General features: G+C 70.6%; 18 protein-coding genes and 1 tRNA gene. 9 read left to right on the top strand and 10 right to left on the bottom strand.

Features of this window, described 5'->3' with window-relative positions; genetic code table 11:
• Positions 1 to 74: 74 nt before the first annotated feature.
• Entirely contained in the window at positions 75 to 518 is a 444-nt protein-coding gene (locus tag LWF15_RS00170; RefSeq protein ID WP_232808234.1) for a GNAT family N-acetyltransferase, read from the bottom strand.
• A 150-nt stretch (positions 519 to 668) separates the two neighbouring features.
• Here LWF15_RS00170 and LWF15_RS00165 point away from each other — a divergent pair, with 150 nt between their 5' ends.
• The 6 genes from LWF15_RS00165 to LWF15_RS00140 all read left to right on the top strand — a co-directional run bounded on the left by LWF15_RS00165 (position 669) and on the right by LWF15_RS00140 (position 3,629).
• Positions 669 to 935, top strand: coding sequence for a hypothetical protein (locus LWF15_RS00165; RefSeq protein ID WP_232808233.1), 267 nt, complete (start codon positions 669 to 671; stop codon positions 933 to 935).
• Between the two features lie 184 nt (positions 936 to 1,119).
• Positions 1,120 to 1,461, top strand: a complete 342-nt coding sequence (locus LWF15_RS00160; protein ID WP_232808232.1) for a hypothetical protein — start codon at positions 1,120 to 1,122, stop codon at positions 1,459 to 1,461.
• A gap of 56 nt (positions 1,462 to 1,517) precedes the next feature.
• A complete protein-coding gene (locus LWF15_RS38030; protein ID WP_352396456.1) occupies positions 1,518 to 1,787 on the top strand; it encodes a hypothetical protein in 270 nt (89 codons plus the stop codon).
• A 195-nt stretch (positions 1,788 to 1,982) separates the two neighbouring features.
• Entirely contained in the window at positions 1,983 to 2,525 is a 543-nt protein-coding gene (locus LWF15_RS00150; protein WP_232808230.1) for an RNA polymerase sigma factor, read from the top strand.
• The gene (locus LWF15_RS00145; RefSeq protein WP_232808229.1) at positions 2,525 to 3,316 is read left to right on the top strand and encodes a hypothetical protein; all 792 of its coding nucleotides are present in this window, start codon (positions 2,525 to 2,527) and stop codon (positions 3,314 to 3,316) included. Before LWF15_RS00150 ends, LWF15_RS00145 begins: the two co-directional genes overlap by 1 nt.
• A 240-nt stretch (positions 3,317 to 3,556) precedes the next feature.
• Positions 3,557 to 3,629, top strand: a tRNA-Lys gene (locus LWF15_RS00140).
• Between the two features lie 30 nt (positions 3,630 to 3,659).
• Here LWF15_RS00140 and LWF15_RS00135 read toward each other — a convergent pair.
• On the bottom strand, positions 3,660 to 4,313 hold the full coding sequence (locus tag LWF15_RS00135; protein WP_232808228.1) for a nucleotidyl transferase AbiEii/AbiGii toxin family protein: 654 nt from the start codon (positions 4,311 to 4,313) through the stop codon (positions 3,660 to 3,662).
• Positions 4,314 to 4,348: 35 nt separating this feature from the next.
• Positions 4,349 to 4,873, bottom strand: a complete 525-nt coding sequence (locus LWF15_RS00130; protein ID WP_232808227.1) for a helix-turn-helix transcriptional regulator — start codon at positions 4,871 to 4,873, stop codon at positions 4,349 to 4,351.
• A gap of 233 nt (positions 4,874 to 5,106) precedes the next feature.
• Here LWF15_RS00130 and LWF15_RS00125 point away from each other — a divergent pair, with 233 nt between their 5' ends.
• Positions 5,107 to 5,487: a response regulator gene (locus LWF15_RS00125; protein WP_232808226.1), complete on the top strand. Its 381-nt coding sequence runs from the start codon at positions 5,107 to 5,109 to the stop codon at positions 5,485 to 5,487.
• On the opposite strand, the gene LWF15_RS00120 is transcribed toward LWF15_RS00125, so the two are convergent.
• From LWF15_RS00120 to LWF15_RS00105, 4 genes are read right to left on the bottom strand one after another with little or no spacing between them, the layout of a single operon-like run.
• Positions 5,488 to 6,411, bottom strand: coding sequence for a GGDEF domain-containing response regulator (locus LWF15_RS00120; RefSeq protein WP_232808225.1), 924 nt, complete (start codon positions 6,409 to 6,411; stop codon positions 5,488 to 5,490).
• Positions 6,408 to 10,259: a response regulator gene (locus tag LWF15_RS00115; protein WP_232808224.1), complete on the bottom strand. Its 3,852-nt coding sequence runs from the start codon at positions 10,257 to 10,259 to the stop codon at positions 6,408 to 6,410. Before LWF15_RS00115 ends, LWF15_RS00120 begins: the two co-directional genes overlap by 4 nt.
• Before the next feature lie 43 nt (positions 10,260 to 10,302).
• A complete protein-coding gene (locus LWF15_RS00110; protein WP_232808223.1) occupies positions 10,303 to 12,564 on the bottom strand; it encodes a putative bifunctional diguanylate cyclase/phosphodiesterase in 2,262 nt (753 codons plus the stop codon).
• A gap of 36 nt (positions 12,565 to 12,600) precedes the next feature.
• Positions 12,601 to 13,749 carry an epoxide hydrolase family protein gene (locus tag LWF15_RS00105; protein ID WP_232808222.1) on the bottom strand — a complete coding sequence of 383 codons (1,149 nt, stop codon included), beginning with the start codon at positions 13,747 to 13,749 and terminating at the stop codon, positions 12,601 to 12,603.
• Between the two features lie 77 nt (positions 13,750 to 13,826).
• Here LWF15_RS00105 and LWF15_RS00100 point away from each other — a divergent pair, with 77 nt between their 5' ends.
• Positions 13,827 to 14,366: a 2'-5' RNA ligase family protein gene (locus LWF15_RS00100; RefSeq protein ID WP_232808221.1), complete on the top strand. Its 540-nt coding sequence runs from the start codon at positions 13,827 to 13,829 to the stop codon at positions 14,364 to 14,366.
• Here the strand turns inward: LWF15_RS00100 and LWF15_RS00095 are convergent.
• The gene (locus tag LWF15_RS00095) at positions 14,343 to 16,784 is read right to left on the bottom strand and encodes a Dyp-type peroxidase (protein ID WP_232808220.1); all 2,442 of its coding nucleotides are present in this window, start codon (positions 16,782 to 16,784) and stop codon (positions 14,343 to 14,345) included. The genes LWF15_RS00100 and LWF15_RS00095 overlap by 24 nt on opposite strands.
• A gap of 72 nt (positions 16,785 to 16,856) precedes the next feature.
• On the bottom strand, positions 16,857 to 17,492 hold the full coding sequence (locus tag LWF15_RS00090; RefSeq protein WP_232808219.1) for a hypothetical protein: 636 nt from the start codon (positions 17,490 to 17,492) through the stop codon (positions 16,857 to 16,859).
• 250 nt (positions 17,493 to 17,742) lie between these two features.
• Between LWF15_RS00090 and LWF15_RS00085 the strand changes: the two genes are divergently transcribed.
• Positions 17,743 to 20,553 (top strand): ATP-binding protein, encoded by a 2,811-nt coding sequence (locus tag LWF15_RS00085; RefSeq protein ID WP_232808218.1) that lies wholly within the window; start codon positions 17,743 to 17,745, stop codon positions 20,551 to 20,553.
• A 177-nt stretch (positions 20,554 to 20,730) separates the two neighbouring features.
• On the opposite strand, the gene LWF15_RS00080 is transcribed toward LWF15_RS00085, so the two are convergent.
• Entirely contained in the window at positions 20,731 to 21,360 is a 630-nt protein-coding gene (locus LWF15_RS00080; protein WP_232808217.1) for an RNA polymerase sigma factor, read from the bottom strand.
• Between the last annotated feature and the right edge of the window lie 17 nt (positions 21,361 to 21,377).

Below are 21,377 nucleotides of genomic sequence, written 5' to 3'. Positions count from 1 at the left end.
CGCCTGATCTCTAGGTGCCCCGGACGTTTCTCCCGCAGGGAGCACTTCGATAGGTCACCGCAGTGCCGGCTGCTTCACGTCAGCCGCAATCCGTACGACTCGCGCATACCGTCGTCCGAAACCCAGCCCGTCGCCTGGAAACCCAGACGCTCATAGAAGCCGCTAGCGTCCTTACCTTGATGTTCCGGCCCGAAGGTCGTCACCTCGACCGCCCCCGGCGCCCGGGTCAGGGTGCCTATTGCGGTCCTGACCAGCAACGCGCCCACACCCTGCTTGCGGTGCTGCTGACTCACGGCCAGCCAGCCGATCCGGTACAGCGGATGGTGGGCGGACAGCAGCAGCCCGCCGGCCAGCCCCTCCGACGTTCGCACGCACAACGCTGAACCCCGATCGATGTTGCGGGACAGCGCAGCCTCGAATCCCGGATCCCCGACCAACGGGCCGAAGAGGTACTCGACCTCGGCCGCGAGCCGCAGCCAGGCCGGACGGTCGGCCGCGGTGGCAGGGACGGCTTGCATAGAGGCATCCTTGCGCAGGAGTCCGCCGCGAACACGCCTGACCGCCCGTGCCCCGCCGCGTAATCCGCTGCTGTCCGACTTAAGTCGCATCGCCCACGATCATCCCGGCGACGGCTGTTTGGTGCCGGTCGCGCTCATAGGCTCATGGGCATGACGCAGCAGCCTTCGTGGAGCAGGTTCGCCATCCACCTCGCGGAGTTCATTGCCCTCGCCGCCGCCCTCGCAGCTCTGCAGTTCGTGCGCACCGGCCCGCTCGAGGCAAGCCCGTTCTTCTGGCAGGGCCTGGCCATCCTCGCTGCGGGAGTCGCCCTGGTCAGCGGCCTCGGGCATGCGGCCCTCGGCATGGCGAAAGCCCGGTCGACCGACCCGGACAAGTACAAGAACTTCGGCAGCCTGATGGCGGACTACCCGTTCTGAAGACAAGTCCCTGGGTGATCTCGCCTGAACACCGGGTTCACTGAGGGCAGTGAGGGGCGACGCACTGGCCTCTGGGCTCTGATGAATATTTGGTACATATAGGGCTCCGACGGTCCCGTCTTCAACTAACGTGTCAGTTCATCGCTCAAGCTCACGTCGGTTGTTCAGGTAGGAGCCCCAGGCAGTGATCGAGTTCCTCAAGGCCTTTGACGGATACTTCCCGTGGTTGGTCCTGCTGGGGGTCTGTCTTCTCTTCCGGCGCGCCGTGCTCTCGGTGATCACGGCAGTCGCGGCCAGGGTCTCGGCCCGCTCCGGGGTGGCATTCACTGCGCAAGGAACCTCCTTGAAACTGGAGGAGATGGTGCGTAACACGGGTGGATGCCTGGTCCAGATGTCCACCGAGCGCCAAGGACCGGACAGAGCCTGGCGTACGGCGGAGGCGCTGCAGTTCGTTCCTGCAGCGGCTGTGGTGAGGAACGCGGGCGACGGCAACTGGTCTCTGGGGCAGATCGCGCCCATGCCGTGATTTTCATCAGCTACTCATGGCACGACCGGCGGGCGGCGGATGAGCTTGTGCGGTGGATGCGTAGGCGGCGTACGCAATACTGGATCGACATTGAGCGCCTGGATCTTTCCCAAAACCTGATTCCTCAGATCTGTGGTGGCATTCGCCTGTCCAGATGCCTGTTCTTCCTTGAGAGCGAGTTCAGTCGTGCCTCGCCCTGGGTGCGATTTGAAGTGAGCAAGGCCGAAGAGGCTCATCTCCCAGTGGTGAGGGTGCCGATCCGCGGTGACAGGACCGACGTCGTCCCCTGGGCCTCTGGATCAACCGGCGGAGCAGCGGACTCTTGATCCGCGGATTCCAGGTTCAGGTCTCGATGCGTTTACCAAGCCCGCCACCTGGCACCGTGCCGCTGCAATGCAACGGCGCGCACCGACGTCCTCAATTCGGTCTGGTTCAGAGGCCGATTGAAGACGCTCGTGGGCACGATTTCGTGCGCACCGAACTGGCCTGAAACGTTGAGCACCCGAGTGACATGTAGGGGCGTGAGCGACAGCGAGTGGTTCCGGGACGTCTACCTCGAGACGTACGCCGATCTGACCCGGTTCGTGGTCAGACGGCTGCAACCGCCGGAACGCGCAGAGGACGTGGTCGCCGAGGCTTTCGCGATCGCGTGGCAGCGCCTCGGTGACCTGCCCGACGACCTGGGCGAGGCCCGGGCCTGGCTCTTCGGCATCACCCGGCGGCTGCTGATGGCCGAGCATCGGGCCGACAGCCGCGGGCGGGCCCTGTCGGTGCGGATCGTGACAGCGGGTCCTGAGCGAACCACCAGTCATGACGACCTGGTGGCCACCTCGGTCGACCTCACGAATTCCTGGCGGCGGCTGAATGCGGGGCAGCAGGAGGTCCTGAGCCTCTCGGTGTGGGAAGGGCTCACTGCCGCCCAGGCCGCCCGCGTGCTCGGTATCTCGCCGGTGGCCTTCCGGATCAGGCTGAGCCGCGCCCGCCGCGCTCTTGAGCAGCACCTGTCGCACGCTCCCGCGGCCGGCTCCCGCAGCCTTGCCACCAGCGCAGAAGGACACGCCTGATGAACCTGGACCAGCAGTTGCGCCGTCATGACCCGGCCCAGCACCTGACCGAGGACCTGGCCCTGTCGCCGCAGGCCGCGGCCACCTTTGCGGAGGTGACGTCCACGCCCCCGGGTCGTCAGGCGAGAGCCTCGAAACGTAAACGCCGCACGCGCTACTCCCTGGCGGCTGTCCTCGCCGCCGTTGTCGTGGTGGCGGCCCCAGTCTTCGGAGGTAGCAATGCCGCGATCGCGGACTGGACGGCCAAGCCCGAACCGATGACGGCCGCAGAGTGGGCCCACTGGGAGAACGAGTGCAACTCCTGGCCGGGCCAGGAGTACGAAGCGCGCATCGTGGAATCCCGTGGCGAGCACTTCGGCATGGCCTACCTGGTCTCGGCCGACGGCCTTCGGGAAGTGACCTGCCTGGCCACGGACGAGCGGCCGCTACCAGCCAACTTCGAGGGCAGCGGTCAGTCGATCTCGGGGCCCGTCACCCCGATGCCCTCATCCGCTGACGGGTTGGCCACGAACAGCGTGATGTCGGTGGACCTGTTCGCCGGGGTTCAGTACGTGGCCACCGGCCGAGTGGGCAGCGATGTCGCCGCTGTCAGCTTCGATGCCGGTGGCGTGTACATCGAGGCCACTCTGAAGGACGGCTTCTTCGCCGCCTGGTGGCCCGAACGCCGGCCGAAGACCCTGCTGGGCCGGCTGCTCGAGAACGGCCCGCCGAACCCCGACGTGAAGATCACCCTCAAGGACGGCACCAGCCGGGTCGAGCCGATCCAGGACTTCGACGTCTCCCCGATGTGATCCACGGCGCACTCGTACGACAGGTGACACCTCTGAGTGAACGTAAGACAGCCGAACGTGGGCAAGTGCCCGCGTCAACCACTCCGACAGGGCCGGTTCGGCCCTCCTGAGGCATCTGACTGACGAGTAGCCCAACCATTCGGACTACCGCACGGTAATCTGTGGGAGGGATCGCGCCCCGGTCGCCTGCCGACCGGTTCTTCCTCCCGTAGGTTGGGGGGTGGGTCGGCGTCGTCCCACGGGCCTCTAGCTCAACCGGCAGAGCAGCGGACTTTTAATCCGCGGGTTCGGGGTTCGATCCCCCGGGGGCCCACAGAGACGGGCCAGAGCATCACGGCTCTGGTCAGCTAGGAGGGCGAGGTCCTGCCGTCGCTCCGGAGCCGTGCTGTTTGATGTCATCGGTCAGGTCTTTTGACCACTGGCTGAAGAAGGTGCGCAGAGCAGACGCCTCCTCTTCGGTGGTCGGGAGATCCTCGTCGCGGATGCGGCGTAGCGTGCCGAGCATCTCGATGAAGACGCTACGGTCGAATCCCGGATCCACATCTGCTGCCCAGGTCAGCAATTGGTCACGGCCGTACCTGCTGGCCAGGGTGTAGACGTCGAAGAAGTCGCGTGACTCGGCCCGGTCGAAGAGCGCCACGGTCTTGCGGCCTGCCAGTTCTTCCGGTGCGTAGGATGGTCCGAGCACGCTCACGACTGCCGGGCGTCCCGGAGCTGAGTCGAGTGCCAAGTCGACCAGAACTCTTTCCGGGCCTGGCGTGAGTAGGACGATGCGGCAGAACGTTTCGGCGTTCTGGAGTTCTTCCCAGCCCCAACCCAGGTCGCCGGCGCGTTGCAGCAGCGCTGCCTTGGCTGCCTGCACGTTCCCCGCTGCTGGCGCGGTGAAGAAGTCGAGGTCTTCTGTGCTGCGTTCAGACAGGCCCGCGGCCACCAGGGCCGCGCCTCCCGCAAGGAGGAAGCCGCGACTCTCCGGCAGTGCGAAGAAGATCTCGGCCACCTGTTCCTACCTTGGCGTGAGTCCGTGGGGTCTGCTCATGAGGCCAGATGAATATCTGTCTCGAGGGGTCGCTCGATCACCGGGTTCCATGCCTCACGAAGTTCCCGAGGCAGGACCAGGTCGTCCCAGAGGTCCACGAGGAGCACGCCGTCGACATATGTCAGCAAATCCTTGGGCATCCCCTCGCGCAGGACGACTTCGTAGACCCGGGCCCGGCGATTTCGGTCCCGCAGATTGAACACCTGGCCCGGCGCCGACCAGTTCAGATGCAAGGGCAGGGTGACCTCGGCAAGGGCCTGCTCGACGGCCAGCCGCCATAGGCGGTCCGGAACCGTGAGTACGCGGTTTCGGGACGTGGTCACCTGGCGAAAGGTGATTGTGGGGGCCAGTCGCAGTTCGAATCCCGAAGCCTCCACTATGCGGGTCGCGGTGCTCAGCGACGGAGACTTGCGGCCGTTCTCGTATGCGGACAGGGTCGGCCGTGATGTACCGGACAGGCCGGCAAGTTCGTCCTGGCTCAGGGAGCTGGCGGCGCGGGCCTGAGCGATCAGGTTGGCCATGACACCTCCTATGTATCCGATCGGATACTACCAAGGCTTTATGGGCGGGGGTCATTGCTTCGATCCCGGCCTTGAGCGTTGTGTACACATGGGACCAGATGTCCACCTCGAGCACCTGCACCGATGGGCTGTGCTGCGTTCGCCCGTTCTGATGGACCTGCGCTTCAGCCCGTCCTCACCTCTGCCGATGTCCGACGCGGGAGAGTGTGGCCTGTGAGGGAGGATCGGTAGCTATGGCTCGAGTACTCGTGGTCGACGACGACCTGAGCACGGTCCGGATCGTGGCCGCGCGGCTGCGGTCGGCGGGGCACGAGGTGATGGGGGCCCCTTCTGCGCAGGAGGCGCTGCAGCTCATTGCGGTGCGCGGGCTTCCCGACGTGGTGGTTCTGGACGTCTCCATGCCGGAGACCAGCGGGCCCGAGCTGCTGGCCATCCTGCGGGCTCAGGAAGGGCTGGGCGAGGTGCCGGCGATCTTCCTGTCGGCGCGGGTGCTGCCGGAGCAGATCGAGGCCGGCCGGGCCATGGGGGCGTCGTTCCTGACCAAGCCCTTCATCGCCGCGGCCCTGCTGAACGCCATCGACGAGGCGGTCGGCTCGCGGCTGGACACCTGGTGATCAGGCGAGCTGCTCGTCGCTGAGTCCGACCGTGTTCCGGCCGGCGGCCTTGGCCCGGTAGAGGGCCTCGTCGGCCTCCTGCAGCAGGGCGTCGGGGGCGGAGGGGCGCCAGGTGGCGACCCCGGCGCTGAAGGTGACGACCTTGTGCGCGCTGGCCGGGTGGGGGATGCCCAGGTCGTGCACGGCCCGGCGCAGGCGCTCGGCGGTGAGGATCGCGGTCTGGCGGCCCTGCGAGAGCAGGCACAGGAACTCCTCGCCGCCGTAGCGGTAGAACTGGTCGGTCTGCCGGCCCTGGGTGATCAGCACCGCCGCCACCCGGCGCAGGGCGTCGTCGCCGGCCGGGTGGCCGAGCCGGTCGTTGTACGCCTTGAAGAAGTCGACGTCCAGCATCACCGCCGAGAGTTCGTGGCCGTAGCGCTCGCAGCGGGCGACCAGGGCGGGCAGGTCCTCGTCGAGGGCCCGGCGGTTGCGCAGGGCGGTGAGCGGGTCGATCCGGGCGGCGGCGGCCAGCCGGGTGTTGAGGCGCTCCAGTTCGGCCTGCTGCTCGGCCAGCCGGGCATGGACGGCGGTGACCCGCTCGGCGGCGATCAGGCGCAGCCGCAGGCCCCGGGTGTCGATCGGTTTGGTGAGGTAGTCGTCGGCCCCGGCCTGCATCCCGCGCATCACCTCGTCCGGGTCCGAGTGGCTGGTCACGATCACCACGTAGGTGTAGTGGGCCTGCTCCCGGATCCGCCGGCACAGCTCCAGCCCGTCCACCCCGGGCATCTGCCAGTCGCTGATCACCACGTCGATCTTCTCGGTGGACAGCAGCTGCCAGGCCGCGTCGCCGTCGGTGGCGCTCAGCGGCGTGTGCCCGGCGGCCTGCACCACCGTGGTCAGGATGCGCAGCGCGATCGGGTCGTCGTCGACCACCAGGATCTTCATACCGCCACTTCCGTAACGGCTCTCATGGCCTGGCGCAGGCTCTCGGCCTCGGTGTCGAGCGCGGGCAACAGCACGACCGCCTCCTCCGGCCGGCCGTTCTGGCCGGCCTCCTCGATCTGGGCGCAGACGTGCGCGAGCCGGGCTCCGCCCAGGTTGGCGGCGGCTCCTCTCAGGGCGTGGGCCGCGCGGGCCACCTCCTCGGCGTCCCCCTCCTCGGCGGTGGCCCGGATGCGGGCCACCCGGTCCGGCGCCGCGGCCAGGAAGTCCTCGATCAGCGAGACGATGAACTCCGAACCGTACGAACTCAGTTCGGTGATGATCTCCTGGTCCAGCACCGGCGGGCCGTCCTCGGTCCGTGGGGCGGGTACCGCCGGAGCCTCGACCGCGGTGGGCCGTGCGAGCCAGTGATTCACCTTGTCCCGCAACTGGTTCAGCTGAACCGGCTTGCTCAGGAAGTCGTCCATCCCTGCCTCCAGGCATCTTTCCCGGTCGTCCACCATGGCCGATGCCGTCATTGCCACGATCGGGGTCCGCCGCCCGCTGCCCTCGGTGCCCCGGATCGTCCGGGTCGCCTCGTAACCGTCCATCACCGGCATCCGGCAGTCCATCAGGATCAGGTCGTAAGGCACTGCGGCCCAGGCGCTCACTGCTTCCGCGCCGTCAGCGGCCACGTCGGCCCGGTGTCCCAGCCGCTCCAGCATCCGTACCGCGATCTTCTGGTTGGTGGCGTTGTCGTCCACCACCAGCACCAGGCCGGGGGAGGCCGCGGGACCCGGTTCCGAGGAGTCCAGGTCCTCGGCCGGCGGCTCGACCGGTTCACCGCGCTGGAAGCGGGCGGTGAACCAGAACGTCGACCCGGCGCCGAGTTCGCTCTCCACCCCGATCTCACCCTCGAACAGCGCCACCAGCTTCTGGCTGATGGCCAGGCCCAGCCCGGTGCCGCCGTACTGCCGGGTGGTGGAGGCGTCGGCCTGGGAGAAGGACTCGAACACCCGGGCCCGGGCCTCGGGGGCGATCCCGATGCCGGTGTCGATGACCTCGAAGCGCAGGCAGACCGGCCCGTCGGCCGAGGCCGAAGCTGCGCGATCGGTGAGAACCCGCAGGGTGACGGAACCTTCGGCAGTGAACTTGATCGCGTTGCCGACCAGATTCACCAGCACCTGACGCAGCCGGCCCGGGTCGCCCCGCAGCGCCCGGTGCACGTCGTCGGCGATGGTGGCGGTGAGCGTGATGCCCTTCTGCTGCGCGGCGACCTGGAGCAGGTGCACGATGTCCCGCACCACCTGGTGCAGATCGAAGTCCAGGACCTCGAGTTCCAGCCGGTCGGCCTCCACCTTGGACAGGTCGAGGATGTCGTTCAGCAGTTCCAGCAGGCTGTCGGCGCTGCTGCGCACCGTCTCGGCGTACTCGCGCTGCTGCTGCGACAACTGGGTGCCGAGCAGCAGCGAGGTCATGCCCATGACGCCGTTCATCGGGGTGCGCAGTTCGTGGCTCATCACGGCCAGGAACTCGGTCTTCAGACGGGAGGTCTCCAGCGCCCGGTCGCGGGCCTCGGCCAGCGCCGCCTCGTGCTGCTTGCGGGTGGTGATGTCGTGGATGAAGGCGTTGAACGAGCGGTTCCCGTCGCTCTCGGACTGCCAGAGCGCGAGCTCGATCGGGAACTCGTGACCGTCGCGGTGCATGGCCGAGAGCTCGAGTCGCTGTCCCAGGATCCGGGGGACGCCGGTGTCCACGAGACGGCGTACGCCCTTGCTGTGCCGCTGTTTCAGCGACGGCGGCACGATCAGGTCGGTCAGCACCGCCCCCTGCGCCTCGGCCGAGCTCCAGCCGAAGAGGAGCTCGGCCTGGCGGCTCCAGGCGATGATGACGTCGTTCTCGTCGATCGACACGAAGGCGTCGCCGGCCGCCTCCAGGATGGCGCTGGTGCTGCGCTCCCGTTCCTGCAGGCTGCGTTCGGCCTCCTGGTGGCGCCGCTGCACCCGCACCATGATCAGCAGACCGCCCATCAGGACCTGACCGAGCAGGACGGCGACGGCCAGCACGGTGGACCGCAGCTCGGCGAGCGAGGCGTAGGCGGTGGCGGTGGGCACTTGAGCGGTCACGGTCCAGCCGAGCCCGGAGACCGGGGCGTAGGCGGACAGGATCTCCTCGCCGTCCGGGGCCCGGGTGGTGCCCAGGCCGGCCTGGCCCTGCAGCGCCTGCGCGACCCCGGTCTCCTGGGAGGCGTCCGTCATCGAGCTCACGTCGGTGCCGGGCGCCGCCACCACCATGCCCCGCTGGTCGGTGATCCGCAGACTGACACCCTGGGCCTTGGCCAGGTCCACGGCGAACGCCTGGATGGCCCGCAGGTCGTACACGGCCCCCAGATAGCCCAGGATGCGATCGTCGGCCACCCGGTGCACAGGCGTGGCGGCGACCACGGCCCGGGTCTCGTCGCCGTCCGAGAACGTGGTGTAGGCCTGCGAGATGTACGACCGGCCGGTCGCCCGCACCCCGCTGTACCAGTTCTGTCCGCTGCGGTCGGCACCCGCCTCGAACGCCGCGGTCCGGGGGTTCACGTCGCCCAGCCGGCCGGCTGCGTCGGTGACGAAGACACTGACCAGACCGGAGTCGGCAGCCTGCAGTTGCCGCAGATGGCGTTCCACCGCAGTGGTGTCCATGGTGGCGTACGTGCCGTCGCCCAGGGCCGCGGCCAGCAGCCGGCGTTCGGCGTAGGAACCGACCAGCTTCCTCAGGCCGGCCATCTGCTGCTGCACCAGCTGCGCGGACACCACGCTGGTGGTGCTGACCCGGTCGCGGGCGTCCTTGGTGACCACCTTCTCGGCGAGCCGGATGCTGGACTCGGCCATCAGGCCCAGCGGCAACAGCGCGGCCACGACGAACACCGCCACCATCCGGAGCCCGGCGATCCGGTCCGAGCGGGTGGACCGGCGATCGCCGAAGGTGCCACCCCGCATCAGCACGAGCACGAAGATCAGGACGGTGGCGCCGGTGATCACGGCGAGGTCGTCGGAGTTGCGCTGGAACACGCGGACCAGCAGGACGGCCGGCAGCACCAGTTCGGCCGCGACCACCAGCGCCCGGATCGTCCGCCGGGCGACCGGCCCGCGGGTCGAGGGCGGGATGGTCAGACGGGACATCGCGGGATGCACCACGGCGGCGGCCAGGCATCCGGCGGCCGCGATCCAGAGCAGGAACACCGGGCTGTCCACCGTCCAGGTGCCCCGCAGCTCCTGGATCGTGTGGGTGATGCTGCCGGCCAGTTGCAGACCGGCCCAGGCGAGAAGGAACAGCTTGGCCGGGTTCCGGGCCCGCCCGGTGAACACCAGGCGCAGCACCAGCAGGACCAGGAACACGTCCAGCCCGGGGTGGGCGATCACGGCGAGCTGCCGGGGCAGGCTCAGGGCCGAGTCGTCGGAGAGCTCCTTGAACAGGAACAACCAGCCCAGGACGGCGGTGCCGGTGCCGATGATCAGGACGTCGGTGATCGGGGTGCGCTGGGCGCCCGGGGCGGCCGGGGTCCGGCTGAGCAGGACCACCGCGGTCGCGTTGCCGAGCGCGACGGCCAGGAACGGAAAGTCCCCGTCGGGCAGTGCGTCGCCGGTCAGCCAGGGAACGATGAAGTCGTAGAGAATCGTTCCGCAGTAACAGAACTGGGCGCCGGCCAGGACGAGGGTGCCCCGCCAGGCTGTCAGAACCATGGCGCAGAGGGCGGACACCAGCAGCAGCACGGTGCCGGCGGAGCCCGGCAGGGCCGCCCCGAGACCTATGGCCAGGGCGGTCCCGGCCAGCGCCAGGTACGAGGCCTGCCGCCAGACCGCCGGCGTCGGTGCTTCGTCCGCTGCCACACCAGCGAACATCGGCAGACGGCCACCGGCCCTGAACCGTGGCTCACTGCTCCAGATGCGTGCGGGCGGCCTCCGGCGCGGACAGGCCCGGCTCGGGCCGGGCGAAGAGGTAGCCCTGCACCGAGTCGCAGCCGGCCCGCTGCAGGAGGGGCACCTGGTCGTCCCGCTCGACACCCTCGGCGATCACGTTGAGCCCGAAGGCGTGGGCGGCCCGCACCACCAGTTCGACCAGTTCCCCCGAGCCCGGCCGGGTCGATCCGACCAGGCTCTTGTCGATCTTCAGGGTGTCGGCGTGCAGGTACTGCAGCTGCCCGATCGAGGTGTAGCCGGTGCCGAAGTCGTCGATGCTGATCTTCACCCCGAGCTCGCGCAGCACCCGCAGGTGGGGCGCCGCGGTGGCCTCGTCGAGCAGCACGGTCTCGGTGATCTCGAGGACCAGCAGTTCCGGGCGCAGCCGGGCGGCGTGCAGGGCGTTCTTCACGTCGGTGACGATGCTCGCGCTGGTCAGGTGCCGCCCGGAGATGTTCACCGCCACGGTGATGTGGTCCCGGTCGGGGTCCGGCCGGGTGCGCAACCACTGGGCGAACTCGCGGGTGGCCTCGCCGAGCACCCAGCGACCGAGATGGTTGATCAGGGTGGACTGCTCGGCGGTCGGGATGAAGGTCTCCGGCAGCAGCAGCCCGTGTCCGGGCCGGTCCCAGCGCAGCAGCGCCTCGTAGCCCTCCAGCGCGCCGGTGGCCATCTGCACCACCGGTTGGTAGTGCAGCAGGAACTCGCCCGCGGCCAGGCCGTTGCGGATCGCCGACTCCAGCTCGGTCCGGTCCTGCAGTTGCTGGCGCAGGGCGTCGTCGAACACCTCGACCCGGCCCCGGCCGCCCTGTTTGGCCCGGTAGGCGGCGGCGTCGGCCTCGTGCAGCAGCGCCGAGGCGTCGGTCCCGCCGTCCCGGTTGATCGCCGCCCCGATACTGGCGCCGATCACCACCCCGTGACCGTCGGCCTCCATCGGGGCCGAGATGCTGGCCACCAGCCGCTCGGCCAGCTCGATCAGGTCCCGCTCGGACTCCAGGGACTCGATCAGCACGACGAACTCGTCGCCGCCCAGCCGGCCCACGGTGTCGCCGGCCCGGACCAGGCGCCGCATCCGGGCCGCGGTCTCGCGCAGGACGTCGTCACCGGCCCGGTGCCCGTGCGTGTCGTTGACCGCCTTGAAGTGGTCGAGGTCGATGAACAGCAGCCCGACCAGGCTGCCGGAGCGCTGGCCGCGGTGCAGGCCGGCCTCGATCAGTTCCAGCACCCGGGCCCGGTTGGCCAGCTCGGTGAGCGAGTCGTGGGCGGCCTGGTGGGCCAGGTCGTCCTGCAGCTGGCGGCGCTGCTCGGTGGACACCACGACCTGCTGGACGGCCGCGTTCATCCGGATCACGACCAGGCTGAACAGGACGATCGAGGCCAGGGCGACCGCCCAGACGCTGGGTTCGACGCCGGCCACGAGCTGGACCACGAGGGTGCCCGGGGCCAGCAGCACGGCCAGGGTGAGGGCGGCCAGGCGCAGCCGGGTGTAGGGCACGGTGTGCTCGCCCGGCTCGGACAGCTGCGGCATCGAGGGATGCAGCGCCGAGGCCCCCCACAGCAGGTACGAGGCCAGCCACAGCAGATCCACCCAGCCGGTCTGGTAACCGGACTTGGCGATCAGGACCGCGAACACCGCGTCGGCGGCCAGCAGCATCAGCGCGGCGCCGGTGAGCATCCGGAACGCGGGCGAGCGGGCCCCCGGCACGATGACCAGGCGCACCAGCACCGCCAGGAGCAGGATGTCGGCCGCCGGATAGGCCACACCCACCGCCCGCTCGAACAGCGGGGTGTCGTCGGCGTTGGCGATCGGCGCGCCCAGCACCACCCACGACAGCAGGGCCAGGCTGGCGGTGAGGACGCTGCTGTCGACCAGACCGGCCAGGTCACCGCTGCGCTGGCGAACCCGTACCAGGATCACGAAACCGCCGGCCAGCAACGGGTAGGCCATCAGGTAGAGCGCATCGGCGGGGGACGGGAACGGCTCGATCTGGGCCACGTCCTCGTACCAGCTGAACACCGCGTCGGCGCTCACCCAGAGGAACTGCCCGGCCGCCATCGCCCACCAGGCCGAGGCCTTCGGGGGCCGGTGGGCGCGGATGCCCACGGTGATGGCGGCCACGCCGGACAGGCCCACCGCGCTGTACACCAGGTCTCGGGGAATGCCCGCCGGCACCAGCAGGTAGCCGGCGATCACGGCCGCCCCGCAGGCCAGGTAGGCCTTCCACCACCAGTTCATCTCTCACAGCATCGGCGGCGCCGTCCCCGCCTTGACTCAGGTGCGTAACCCGCGGAAGAACGAGCGTACGTCCTGGACCAGCTCGTCCGGTGCCTCCATCGCCAGAAAGTGCCCGCCGGAGTTCAATTCGGTCCAACTGAGGACGTTGTGGTCGCGTTCCGCCCAGGGGCGGACAGTTACGTCGTGGGCGGAGACCAGGACGCCGGTCGGCACCGTACCGCGAGCCGGGGTCTCCCAGCCGTCCTCGCCGGAGGCGGCACTGATCTCCTCGTAGTAGATCTGCGCGGCCGAGGTGGCGGTGCCGGTGAACCAGTACAGCGAGACGTTGGTCAGCATCCGGTCGCGGTCGACGCTGTCCTCCGGCAGGCCCGAGGGCGGCCAGGTGAGCTCCTTGAACTTCTCCACGATCCAGGCCAGCTGCCCCACCGGCGAGTCGTGCAGACCGAACCCGACCGTGGCCGGGCGCTTGGAATTGCACTGCAGATAGGCGTCGTTGAAGGTCTGCATCCGGCCCCAGCGGGCCTGATCGGCCGCCGAGAGGCCGTCCATCTCGCCCTCGGCCCCGATCGGGAAGGCGAGAAGGGCGTTCAGATGCAGTCCGATGACGGCATCGGGGGCCTGGGTGGCCAGGGCCGGGCCCACCCATCCGCCGGTGTCGTAACCCTGTATGCCGTAACGGTCGTATCCCATCAAAGACATCAGATCGGCCATTAGGTGCGCCATTCGGGCCGCATTCATTCCGGGCCCGTTCAGGGGCGTGGAGAATCCGAAGCCGGGCAGGGAAGGGACGATCAGGTGGAAGGCGTCGGCAGTGTCGCCTCCGTGGCTGCGCGGGTCGGAAAGCGGTCCGAGCACATCGAGGAAGTCGGTGAAGGTGCCGGGCCAGCCGTGCAGCAGGAGCAGCGGGGTGGCGTCGGGTTCGGGGGAGCGCACGTGCAGGAAGTGCAGGCGCTGGCCGTCGATCGTGGTGACGAAGTGCGGAAGCCGGTTCAGCGCGGCCTCTTCGGCGCGCCAGTCGAAGTCGTTGCGCCAGTAAGCGGCGAGCTCGCGCAGATAGCTCACCGGAACACCCCGGTCCCAGCCCACGCCGGGCAGTTCGGCCGGCCAGCGGGTGCGGTCCAGCCGGTCGTGCAGGTCGTCGAGGTCGGCCTGCGGGACGTGGACGGTGAACGGCTCGATGGTCATGACCGGCAAGCTAGACCGGCATCAGGACGGGTTCGTTCCTGTTCGTGCGCGGTCGGTGGATGACCCAGGATGGGCCTGTGACCCAGAGCCTCGAACTGCTGCTCGACCCGGAACTGGACGCCCTGGTGCGGGCCCAGTGGCACGCGCTCGAAGCGGCCGGTCTGCCCAGCCAGGGCCGGCACCCGGGATCGAGCAACGCCCCGCACGTCACTCTGGCGGTGGCCCACGAGGTACCACCCGAAATTGAGGACGGGTTGCGCGCCTTGGCCGCGCAGGTGCCGGTGAGTGTGCGGCTGGGTGGGTTGTTGTGTTTCGGGCGCCGCGACGGCCGGCAGATCCTGGTGCGCCCGGTGGTGGCGAACGCGGAACTGCTGCACCTGCAGGCCGCGGCAGCCCGGCTCTACGCCGGGCTGCCGGGCACGGACGAACTGCTCACCCCGGGACGCTGGTCGCCACATGTCACCCTGGGCCGAGGTTTTCGGCCGGAGCAGGTCGGTGCGGCGATCGAGGCCCTGGGGTACTTCCGCGAACAGTCCGGGCAGGCGGTCGCGGTGCGGCGCTGGGACTCGGTGGCCAAGCGGACCTGGCTGCTGTCAGCGCCGGGCGATCTGACGTAGCGCCTTGATCCCCGGCAGCAGGAAGTACTCCCCGCCGCGGCAGGTGACCACCTGCTTGCGCTGCTCGACGAAGGCCGGGCAGCGGCCCTGGGCCACGAACTTCGAGCCGGCCGGGGCAGCCCCGGAGATCACGTCCCGGTCGGCGCCGAGCCGGAACGCGTTGCCGTCGCTCATCCAGTGCGCCTGCACGAACTCGAACTGCCGGTGGATGTCGCCGACCAGGGCCACGAACAGCAGGCCGCGCTCGGTGTCGGGCAGTTCGTCGCTCGGGTCCGGAGCGGGGGCCCCGGCCCAAGTGCCGGCCGCGACCGGCAGACCGTAGGGGATCCCGCGGCGCAGCATCCGGTGCCGCAGCGCCAGCCTGCTCTCCAGGTCGGCGTCCTTGCCCGCGTTGACGTCCTGGTCGTGGTCCTTGGGGCGGGAGTCGCGCGGGTTGGCCCGGCGGATGTGGGCCCCGACCGGGCAGCCGTGCCCCTCGGCGTCGCTCTCCTGGAACAGGAACTCCTGCTTGGCCAGGGACGGGCGGGGGCCCTCGGTGGACAGGGTGACCGGCGTACCGTCACGCCAGCGGCCCATCAGCTTGGCCGCCGCCAGCTCGTTCAGCTCGCTGCTGTCGGTGCTGCGTCCGGTCACCGTCCCGGCCAGCTTCCCGGCCAGCTCGCGGGTGAGTTCGTCGAAGCCGTCCACGTCCTGCTCGAGCTTGCGCCAGACCAGGTAGCTGCCGTTACGCCCGATCGAGGCGGGCAGCCCGGCCCCGGCGGTGTCGCCGTCGATGTCCCGGTAGCCCAGAAGGGTTTCTCCGGGCGGTAGTTCGGCGGTGTGACGGCCGGTGGTGACCCCGTGCACACGAGGCTGCGAGATGCCGTCCACGAAGCCGAAGTGCTCGCGAAAACCGGCGGCCCGTGCGCCGTCCGGGCTCGGGGCGTCCGAGATCCGGCCCGCCTCGACCGAGTCCAGCACGATCAGGCCGGCGCCGTCGCCCGGCACCACGTGCGGGCGGGTGGCCAGCTCGGCGTCCAGGGTGGCGTGGTCGGGGGCGGAGAGCATGAGCAGCAGGTGCGGTGAGCCGGCCTCGCTGAACGGGGCCTGCCAGGTGCTGGTGCCGGTGCCCGGGATGAGTCCGGCCTCACGGGCGGCCATGCCCTCGGTGAACTCGGCGGGGAATCCGGTGAGTTCGGCCGGCGGCAGCCCGAGCTCGGCCAGCCCGGTGTAGCTGATCGCCACGTGCGCGGCGAAGGTGGGCGAGCTGGGCCGGTTCTTCGTGGGGGTGCCGGAGTCGGCGCCCTCCACGTCGCGGCCCAGCCGGTCGACCAGGTTCTCGGCCCAGCCGGCGGTCGGGATGTCGTCGATCAGGCGGGCCAGCCAGTCCCGGGCGGCCGCCGCGTCGGTGACCTCCAGCAGCAGGTGCCGGGCCGCGTGGTGGCGCGGGTAGCCGGAGCTGACCAGGTTCTGCACGTCGGTCAGGTCCGGGTCGACCGGAGGGGTGCCGCCCCCGAGGCGAGGCACCCGGGCCGGCTGGGCCGAGGTGACCTCGGGGGCGACCGGGGGCGGTGCGTACTGCACCGGCAGTGCACTCGGTCGGGTCAGGACCCGGTCGGGCGCCCGGGTCGGGGAGACCGGCAGGGTGGGCCAGCTGAGGTCGTTCGGGGTGAGGTCGGCCAGGTCGCCGAGGTCGCTCTCCATCCGGCTGAGGATCTTCTCGTCCCACTCGGCCCGCAGCCGGGCGGCCAGTTCCGTGTCGTCCAGGCCCTCGGTGTCCAGGGCCAGGTCGGCGACCCGGCGGCGCAGCTCCAGGGCCGCGTGCACGTCGTCGACGGAGGGCTCGGTGTCGCTCGCCGAGAAGACGTAGCCGGAGCGCAGGGCGTGCTCGGTCAGGAAGGCGGCGAAGGCCGGCCCGTCGTGGCGCCCCGGGTAGCCCTCGCACCGGCCCCAGATCCGGTCGGCCTGCTCGCCCAGGCCCCGGCGCAGACGCTCGGCGTAGTCGGCCTGGTCGGCCTCGGCGCTGCGCCCCGGGCCGTCGTAGCTGGCGCTGAACAGGAGGTAGGAGGTCTCCGGCCGGTCCGGCTCCTGCTCGCGGCCGCCGTGCATGAGCAGGTGCAGCAGCTTGGCGCTGAGGGCCATCCGCGAGCGGTCGGGGCGCGACTGCGGGGTGAAGTCGGAACTCGCCATCACGGCCAGCCGGGCGAAGTGGGTGCCCGGCACCCGGCGGAACGGGCTCGCTCCGGCCCGGATCCGGGCCAGGTCGGCGCGCAGGTCCTCGACGGCCTCGTCGGGAACCCGGGTCATCACGGTCAGCACGCGCTGGCGGCCGCCGGTGGGCGGGTCGATGTATTCGTGCACCAGCCCGGCGGGCAGGCGGCGGGCCAGGGCGCTGGGCAGGACACGGCGCAGCAGGGCCGGTTTCTTGGTGGTGGGCATGGCGGACTGCTCCAAGCTCGGCGGGGGTGTACGAGCGCGCGGCGGCGCTGAGACGAGGGAGGGGGGAAGAACTCAGAGATCGCGCTGGGTGTCGGCGAGCAGGGCGCGCCAGACCCGCACCAGCTGCACGTCGTCGAGTTCCTGCGGGCGGGCCAGGCCTGACTCGAACTTGTCCCGCACCCTCAGGGCCGAGGCGATCTCGGTGGCGGTGGCGCCGGGATAGGCGGAGAAGTAGTGCGCCAGCTGCCAGTCGTTGCCGCGGATGTAGTCGGTGAACGGCCGGGGCGGCATGGCGCCGGGGAAACCGAACGACGAACCCCACAACAACGCCATCTTCTGCGGGACGGTGCGGGAGAAGACGTCGATGTAGTCGAGCCACGAACCATTGAAATTGCTGACGAACAAGAGATAGCTGTAGCGGCGCCGCTGGGTCTCGCCCGGGAAACGGTCGACCATCACCCAGTGGGCGACGTGGATGAACGAGAGCCGGCGCAGCGTCTTGTCCGGCCCGGACCAGGTCTTCAGCCGGAGCACCGCGCGCACCAGCGGCGACCAGCGCCGGGGCAGCGGGGTGAAGGTGGTCAGGCCGGTGGCCTTACCGGCCCGGTTGGCCGCGATGATGTCCAGCTGCGCTTCCTGCACCTCGTGGACGCCCTGGGTGCCCGGCCCGGCCGGCGCAGGCGCCCCGCTGTCCTGTCGAGACCGCATGCTGCCCCTCCTTGGGAAGAACGAATTCCGGAATGCTGTCGTCCTGCACGGCCAGTTCACCGTAGAGTGCTCAGGTCATTACCGAACGCAATAATGATGGTGTGGTCCGAAAGGACCCACCCCGACGTTAGGCGGCGGAACACCCTCTCGCTTCAGGGTCGGACCCTGGGGTATTCACATCGGCCCGATGGAGCAGGTCAGGCGTTCAGATCGTGCTAAACCATCGTGAACCCTCACATAGACTCGACGAATGGTATTCGGACGGATCGCCGAACGAGTGGTGATCGACGAACTGCTCAGTGGCGTGCGCGCGGGCCGCGGGGGCAGCCTCGTGATCCACGGGGAAGCCGGCATCGGCAAGAGCACCCTGCTGGCCTACGCCACCGACCAGGCCGCCGACCCGGCTGTCGACCCGGCTGTCGCGGGCCCCACCGGTGACCCCGGGGGCATGACCGTGCTGTCGGTGCGTGGGTACGAGTCCGAGTCCGAGATCCCCTTCGCCGGCCTGGCCGATCTGATCCGTCCGGTGCTGCCCCTGCTCTCCGAACTGCCCCCGCCGCAGGCCGCTGCTCTGCAGAGCGCCCTGTCGCTGGGCCCGCCGGTCGCCGGTGACCGGTTCTCGGTCTGCGCCGCCACGGTGGGGGTGCTGGCCGCCGCGGCCGCCGAGCGCCCCCTGCTGGTGGTGATCGACGACCTGCAGTGGCTCGACGTCTCCTCCCGGGAGGCCGTGCTGTTCGCCGCCCGCCGGCTGGCCAACGACGGCATCGGCCTGCTCATCGCGATCCGCACCGAGCCGGACCGGGCGCCCCACGGGCCCGCGCTCGACCGGCAGTACGCCGGGCTGCAGCAGCTCGAACTGCGGGGGCTGGGGCAGGACGACTCGCGTGAGCTGTGCCGCTCACTCACCCCCGCGGTCTCGCCCGAGCAGTTCGAGCAGATCTACTCGGACACGGCCGGCAACCCGCTCGGCATCCAGGAACTGTGCAGCGCCCTGGGCCGGGGCGCCTCCGGCGCGGCCCTGCTGCCCAGCCAGTCGTCCCGGCTCACCCAGGCCCTGGCCGGCCGCCTGGTGGAGATGCCCGAGCGCACCCGCCGGGCGATGCTCCTGGTGGCCGCGGCCGGTGGTGGGCAGACCGACGTGGTGCGCCGCGCGGCCGCGGTGATCGGCCTGGGCCTGGCCGACTTCGCCCCGGCCGAGGACGCGGGGCTGCTGGTGGCCGGCGACGAGCAGGTCGACTTCCGGCACCCGCTGATGCGCTCGGTGCTGAACTCGGCCTCCACCCTGCACGAGCGCACCGCCGCGCACTCCGCCCTGGCCGACGCGCTGGCCCAGGTGCCGGGCGAGGCGGCGGCCGACGCCCGGGCCTGGCACCTGGCCCAGGCCGTGCTGCCGCCGGACGACCGGGTGAGCGAGCTGCTGGCCGAGGCCGGCACCCGGGCCCGGTTCCGCGGCGGCAACCTGGAGGCGGCCCGGGCGTTCGAGCAGGCCGCCCGGTTCGGCTCGGCCTCGGCCCGGCCCGCCCTGCTGCTGCGCGCGGCCCGCTGCTGGCAGCTGGCCGGGCGCACCGGGAAGATGATCCCGCTGCTGGACGAGGCGCTGGAACTGTCCAGTGACCCGAAGCTGCGCGGCCTGATCCGGCACATGCGCGGTTACGTGCGGATGTGGCGGGAGCTTCCGCGCGATGCGCTGGCCGAGATGATCGACGGGGCCGACGAGGTCGAGCGGGTGGACGCGGCCCGCGCCTCGCTGATGTACGCCGACGCCGCGATCGCGCACTTCATGCTCGGCGAGCCGGTCGAGCTGCTGGCCGCCACCCGGCGGGCGTTCGAGCTCAGCGAGGGCACCGAGGGGGTGGCCCGGCCGGTGGCCACGGTGGCCTACAGCGGCGCCCTGGTGATCAACGGGTACCGGGCCGAGGGGCAGCAGCTGCTCACCGAGGTGGTGCCGCAGCTGCTGCAGTTCCCGCCGATGCCCCGGGCCCAGGAGTTCGCGCACGCCGCCTTCATCGCGATGTGGCTGGAGGACTACCCGGTCGCCGAGCGGCTGCTCGACGCGATCATCAGCGAGGCCCGGGCCAACGGGGCGCTCGGGGTGCTGCCGCAGTGCCTGACCGTCGGCGCCGAGCTGGCCTTCCGCACCGGCCGCTGGCGGCAGGCCCAGGCCTACGCCGACGAGAGCGTGGAGCTGGCCAAGGAGACCCGCCAGGCCAACGTGTACGGGCTCTACTTCGTGGCCCGCAACCATGCCGTGCACGGCCGGGCCCGGGAGGCGCTGCGGCTGATCAACGTGATCGACGAGATCACCACCCGGTTCCAGGCCCCCGGGCTGCACCTGCAGACCACCCACACCCAGGGCCTGCTGGCGTTGGGCGAGGGCGACCTGGACGAGGCGATCGCCCGGCTGGAGGCCACCGGCCGGCTGCCGGTGGCGATCCACACGAAGGACCAGAGCATCGTGCCCTGGGCCTTCGACCTGGTCGAGGCCTACGCCCGGGCCGGGCGCACCGAAGACGCGCAGCGCCTGCTCGAGCAGATCGCGGTGGACGAGGCGCCCGACGGGGTGCGCTCGGACCTGCTGATCGCCCGCACCTGGCGCTGCCGGGGCCTGCTGGCCACCGGGAAGACCGCGATCGCGGCCGCCTTCGGTCAGGCCCTGGCCGCGCACGACGCACTGCCGATGCCGTTCGAGCGGGCCCGCACCCTGCTGTACTTCGGTGAGCGGCTACGGCGCGGACGTCAGCGCGCCGAGGCCCGCACCCACCTGCGGCGGGCGCTGGAGATCTTCGAGCAGCTGGACGCGCCGAGCTGGGCCACCCGGGCCCGCAACGAGCTCAAGGCCACCGGCGAGACGCTGGCCCGGGGCACCGGCCCGGCGGCCGACCTGACTCCGCAGGAGCTGCAGGTGGCGCTGGTGGTGGCGCGCGGGGCGAGCAACTCCGAGGCCGCCGCGGCGCTGTTCCTGAGCCAGAAGACGATCGAGTACCACCTGAGCAACGTGTACCGGAAGACCGGGCTGCGCTCGCGCAACGATCTGTCGGTACTGGCCCAGGCACCCAGCTGAAGCGGCTCCGCGAAGAGGCCCACGAGCGTCCTCAAACACATCGGGGCAAACCCGAGGGGCGGCGCCGAGGCCCCTGATCCTCGTCGCCGCCCCTCTTCCCCCAGCTGGTGCGCCCGGACCCTCCAGACCGGTCGCACCCGGGTGCTGCCCGCCCCAGCAGTCCTGATTCAGCGCCGTTCAGCGCCAGGCCTGGGCGTCCAGGCCGGACTCCTCGATCCGCTTGCGCAGCCGGGTCAGGTACCGGCCGCGGGTCGGTCCGATGCTGCCCACCGCCATCCCGGTCTGCTTCGAGATCTCCGCGTAGGCCGGGCGGTCCGAGCCGGTCACCGCACGCAGCAGGTGCGCGCCCCGGCTCGGCAGCTCGTCGACGAAGCCCCACAGCAGCTGGTCCATCGCGTCGTCGGTGACCTGCTTCTCCGGGGTCGGGTTGTGCTCGTCGGGCACCGCCGCGAAGAACTCGTCCGAGGTGCCGACCTCACGGCCCCGGCGGCGGATCAGGCGCAGGCACTCGCGCTTGGCGGTGGTGCTCAGCCAGGCGCCGACCCGCTCCGGGTCGTTCAGCCGGTGCAGGTTCTCGACCAGCCGCAGCCAGGTCATCTGCACCGCGTCGCCGGCGTCGGCCTCACTCAGCCGGAACCCGCGCACCGCCGCCCAGACCTGGCGCTGGTGGCGCTCCACCAGCAGCTCGTAGGCCCTGCGGTCGCCGCGCCGGGCAGCCAGAACCAGCTCGGCGACGCTGATGTCCGCGTCGGCGTGCCGGTAGCGCGGCGTCCGGTCGGTCTCTTCGATCACGTCGAGAACGGTCATGGCTTCTTGCCTCCGGG

This window comes from Kineosporia rhizophila (assembly GCF_021277265.1).
Lineage (GTDB): Bacteria > Actinomycetota > Actinomycetes > Actinomycetales > Kineosporiaceae > Kineosporia > Kineosporia rhizophila.
Note: the sequence above shows the minus strand (reverse complement) of the source record. Positions and strands in the feature narration are given on the sequence as shown.

Bases quoted from the DNA above. Each gene is read 5' to 3' on its own strand.
- LWF15_RS00085 (WP_232808218.1), top strand. From the start codon at position 17,743: ATGGTATTCGGACGGATCGCCGAACGAGTGGTGATCGACGAACTGCTC.
- LWF15_RS00125 (WP_232808226.1), top strand. From the start codon at position 5,107: ATGGCTCGAGTACTCGTGGTCGACGACGACCTGAGCACGGTCCGGATC.
- LWF15_RS00105 (WP_232808222.1), bottom strand. From the start codon at position 13,749: ATGACCATCGAGCCGTTCACCGTCCACGTCCCGCAGGCCGACCTCGAC.
- LWF15_RS00145 (WP_232808229.1), top strand. From the start codon at position 2,525: ATGAACCTGGACCAGCAGTTGCGCCGTCATGACCCGGCCCAGCACCTG.
- LWF15_RS00170 (WP_232808234.1), bottom strand. From the start codon at position 518: ATGCAAGCCGTCCCTGCCACCGCGGCCGACCGTCCGGCCTGGCTGCGG.
- LWF15_RS00165 (WP_232808233.1), top strand. From the start codon at position 669: ATGACGCAGCAGCCTTCGTGGAGCAGGTTCGCCATCCACCTCGCGGAG.
- LWF15_RS38030 (WP_352396456.1), top strand. From the start codon at position 1,518: ATGCGTAGGCGGCGTACGCAATACTGGATCGACATTGAGCGCCTGGAT.
- LWF15_RS00110 (WP_232808223.1), bottom strand. From the start codon at position 12,564: ATGAACTGGTGGTGGAAGGCCTACCTGGCCTGCGGGGCGGCCGTGATC.
- LWF15_RS00080 (WP_232808217.1), bottom strand. From the start codon at position 21,360: ATGACCGTTCTCGACGTGATCGAAGAGACCGACCGGACGCCGCGCTAC.
- LWF15_RS00095 (WP_232808220.1), bottom strand. From the start codon at position 16,784: ATGCCCACCACCAAGAAACCGGCCCTGCTGCGCCGTGTCCTGCCCAGC.
- LWF15_RS00130 (WP_232808227.1), bottom strand. From the start codon at position 4,873: ATGGCCAACCTGATCGCTCAGGCCCGCGCCGCCAGCTCCCTGAGCCAG.
- LWF15_RS00120 (WP_232808225.1), bottom strand. From the start codon at position 6,411: ATGAAGATCCTGGTGGTCGACGACGACCCGATCGCGCTGCGCATCCTG.
- LWF15_RS00090 (WP_232808219.1), bottom strand. From the start codon at position 17,492: ATGCGGTCTCGACAGGACAGCGGGGCGCCTGCGCCGGCCGGGCCGGGC.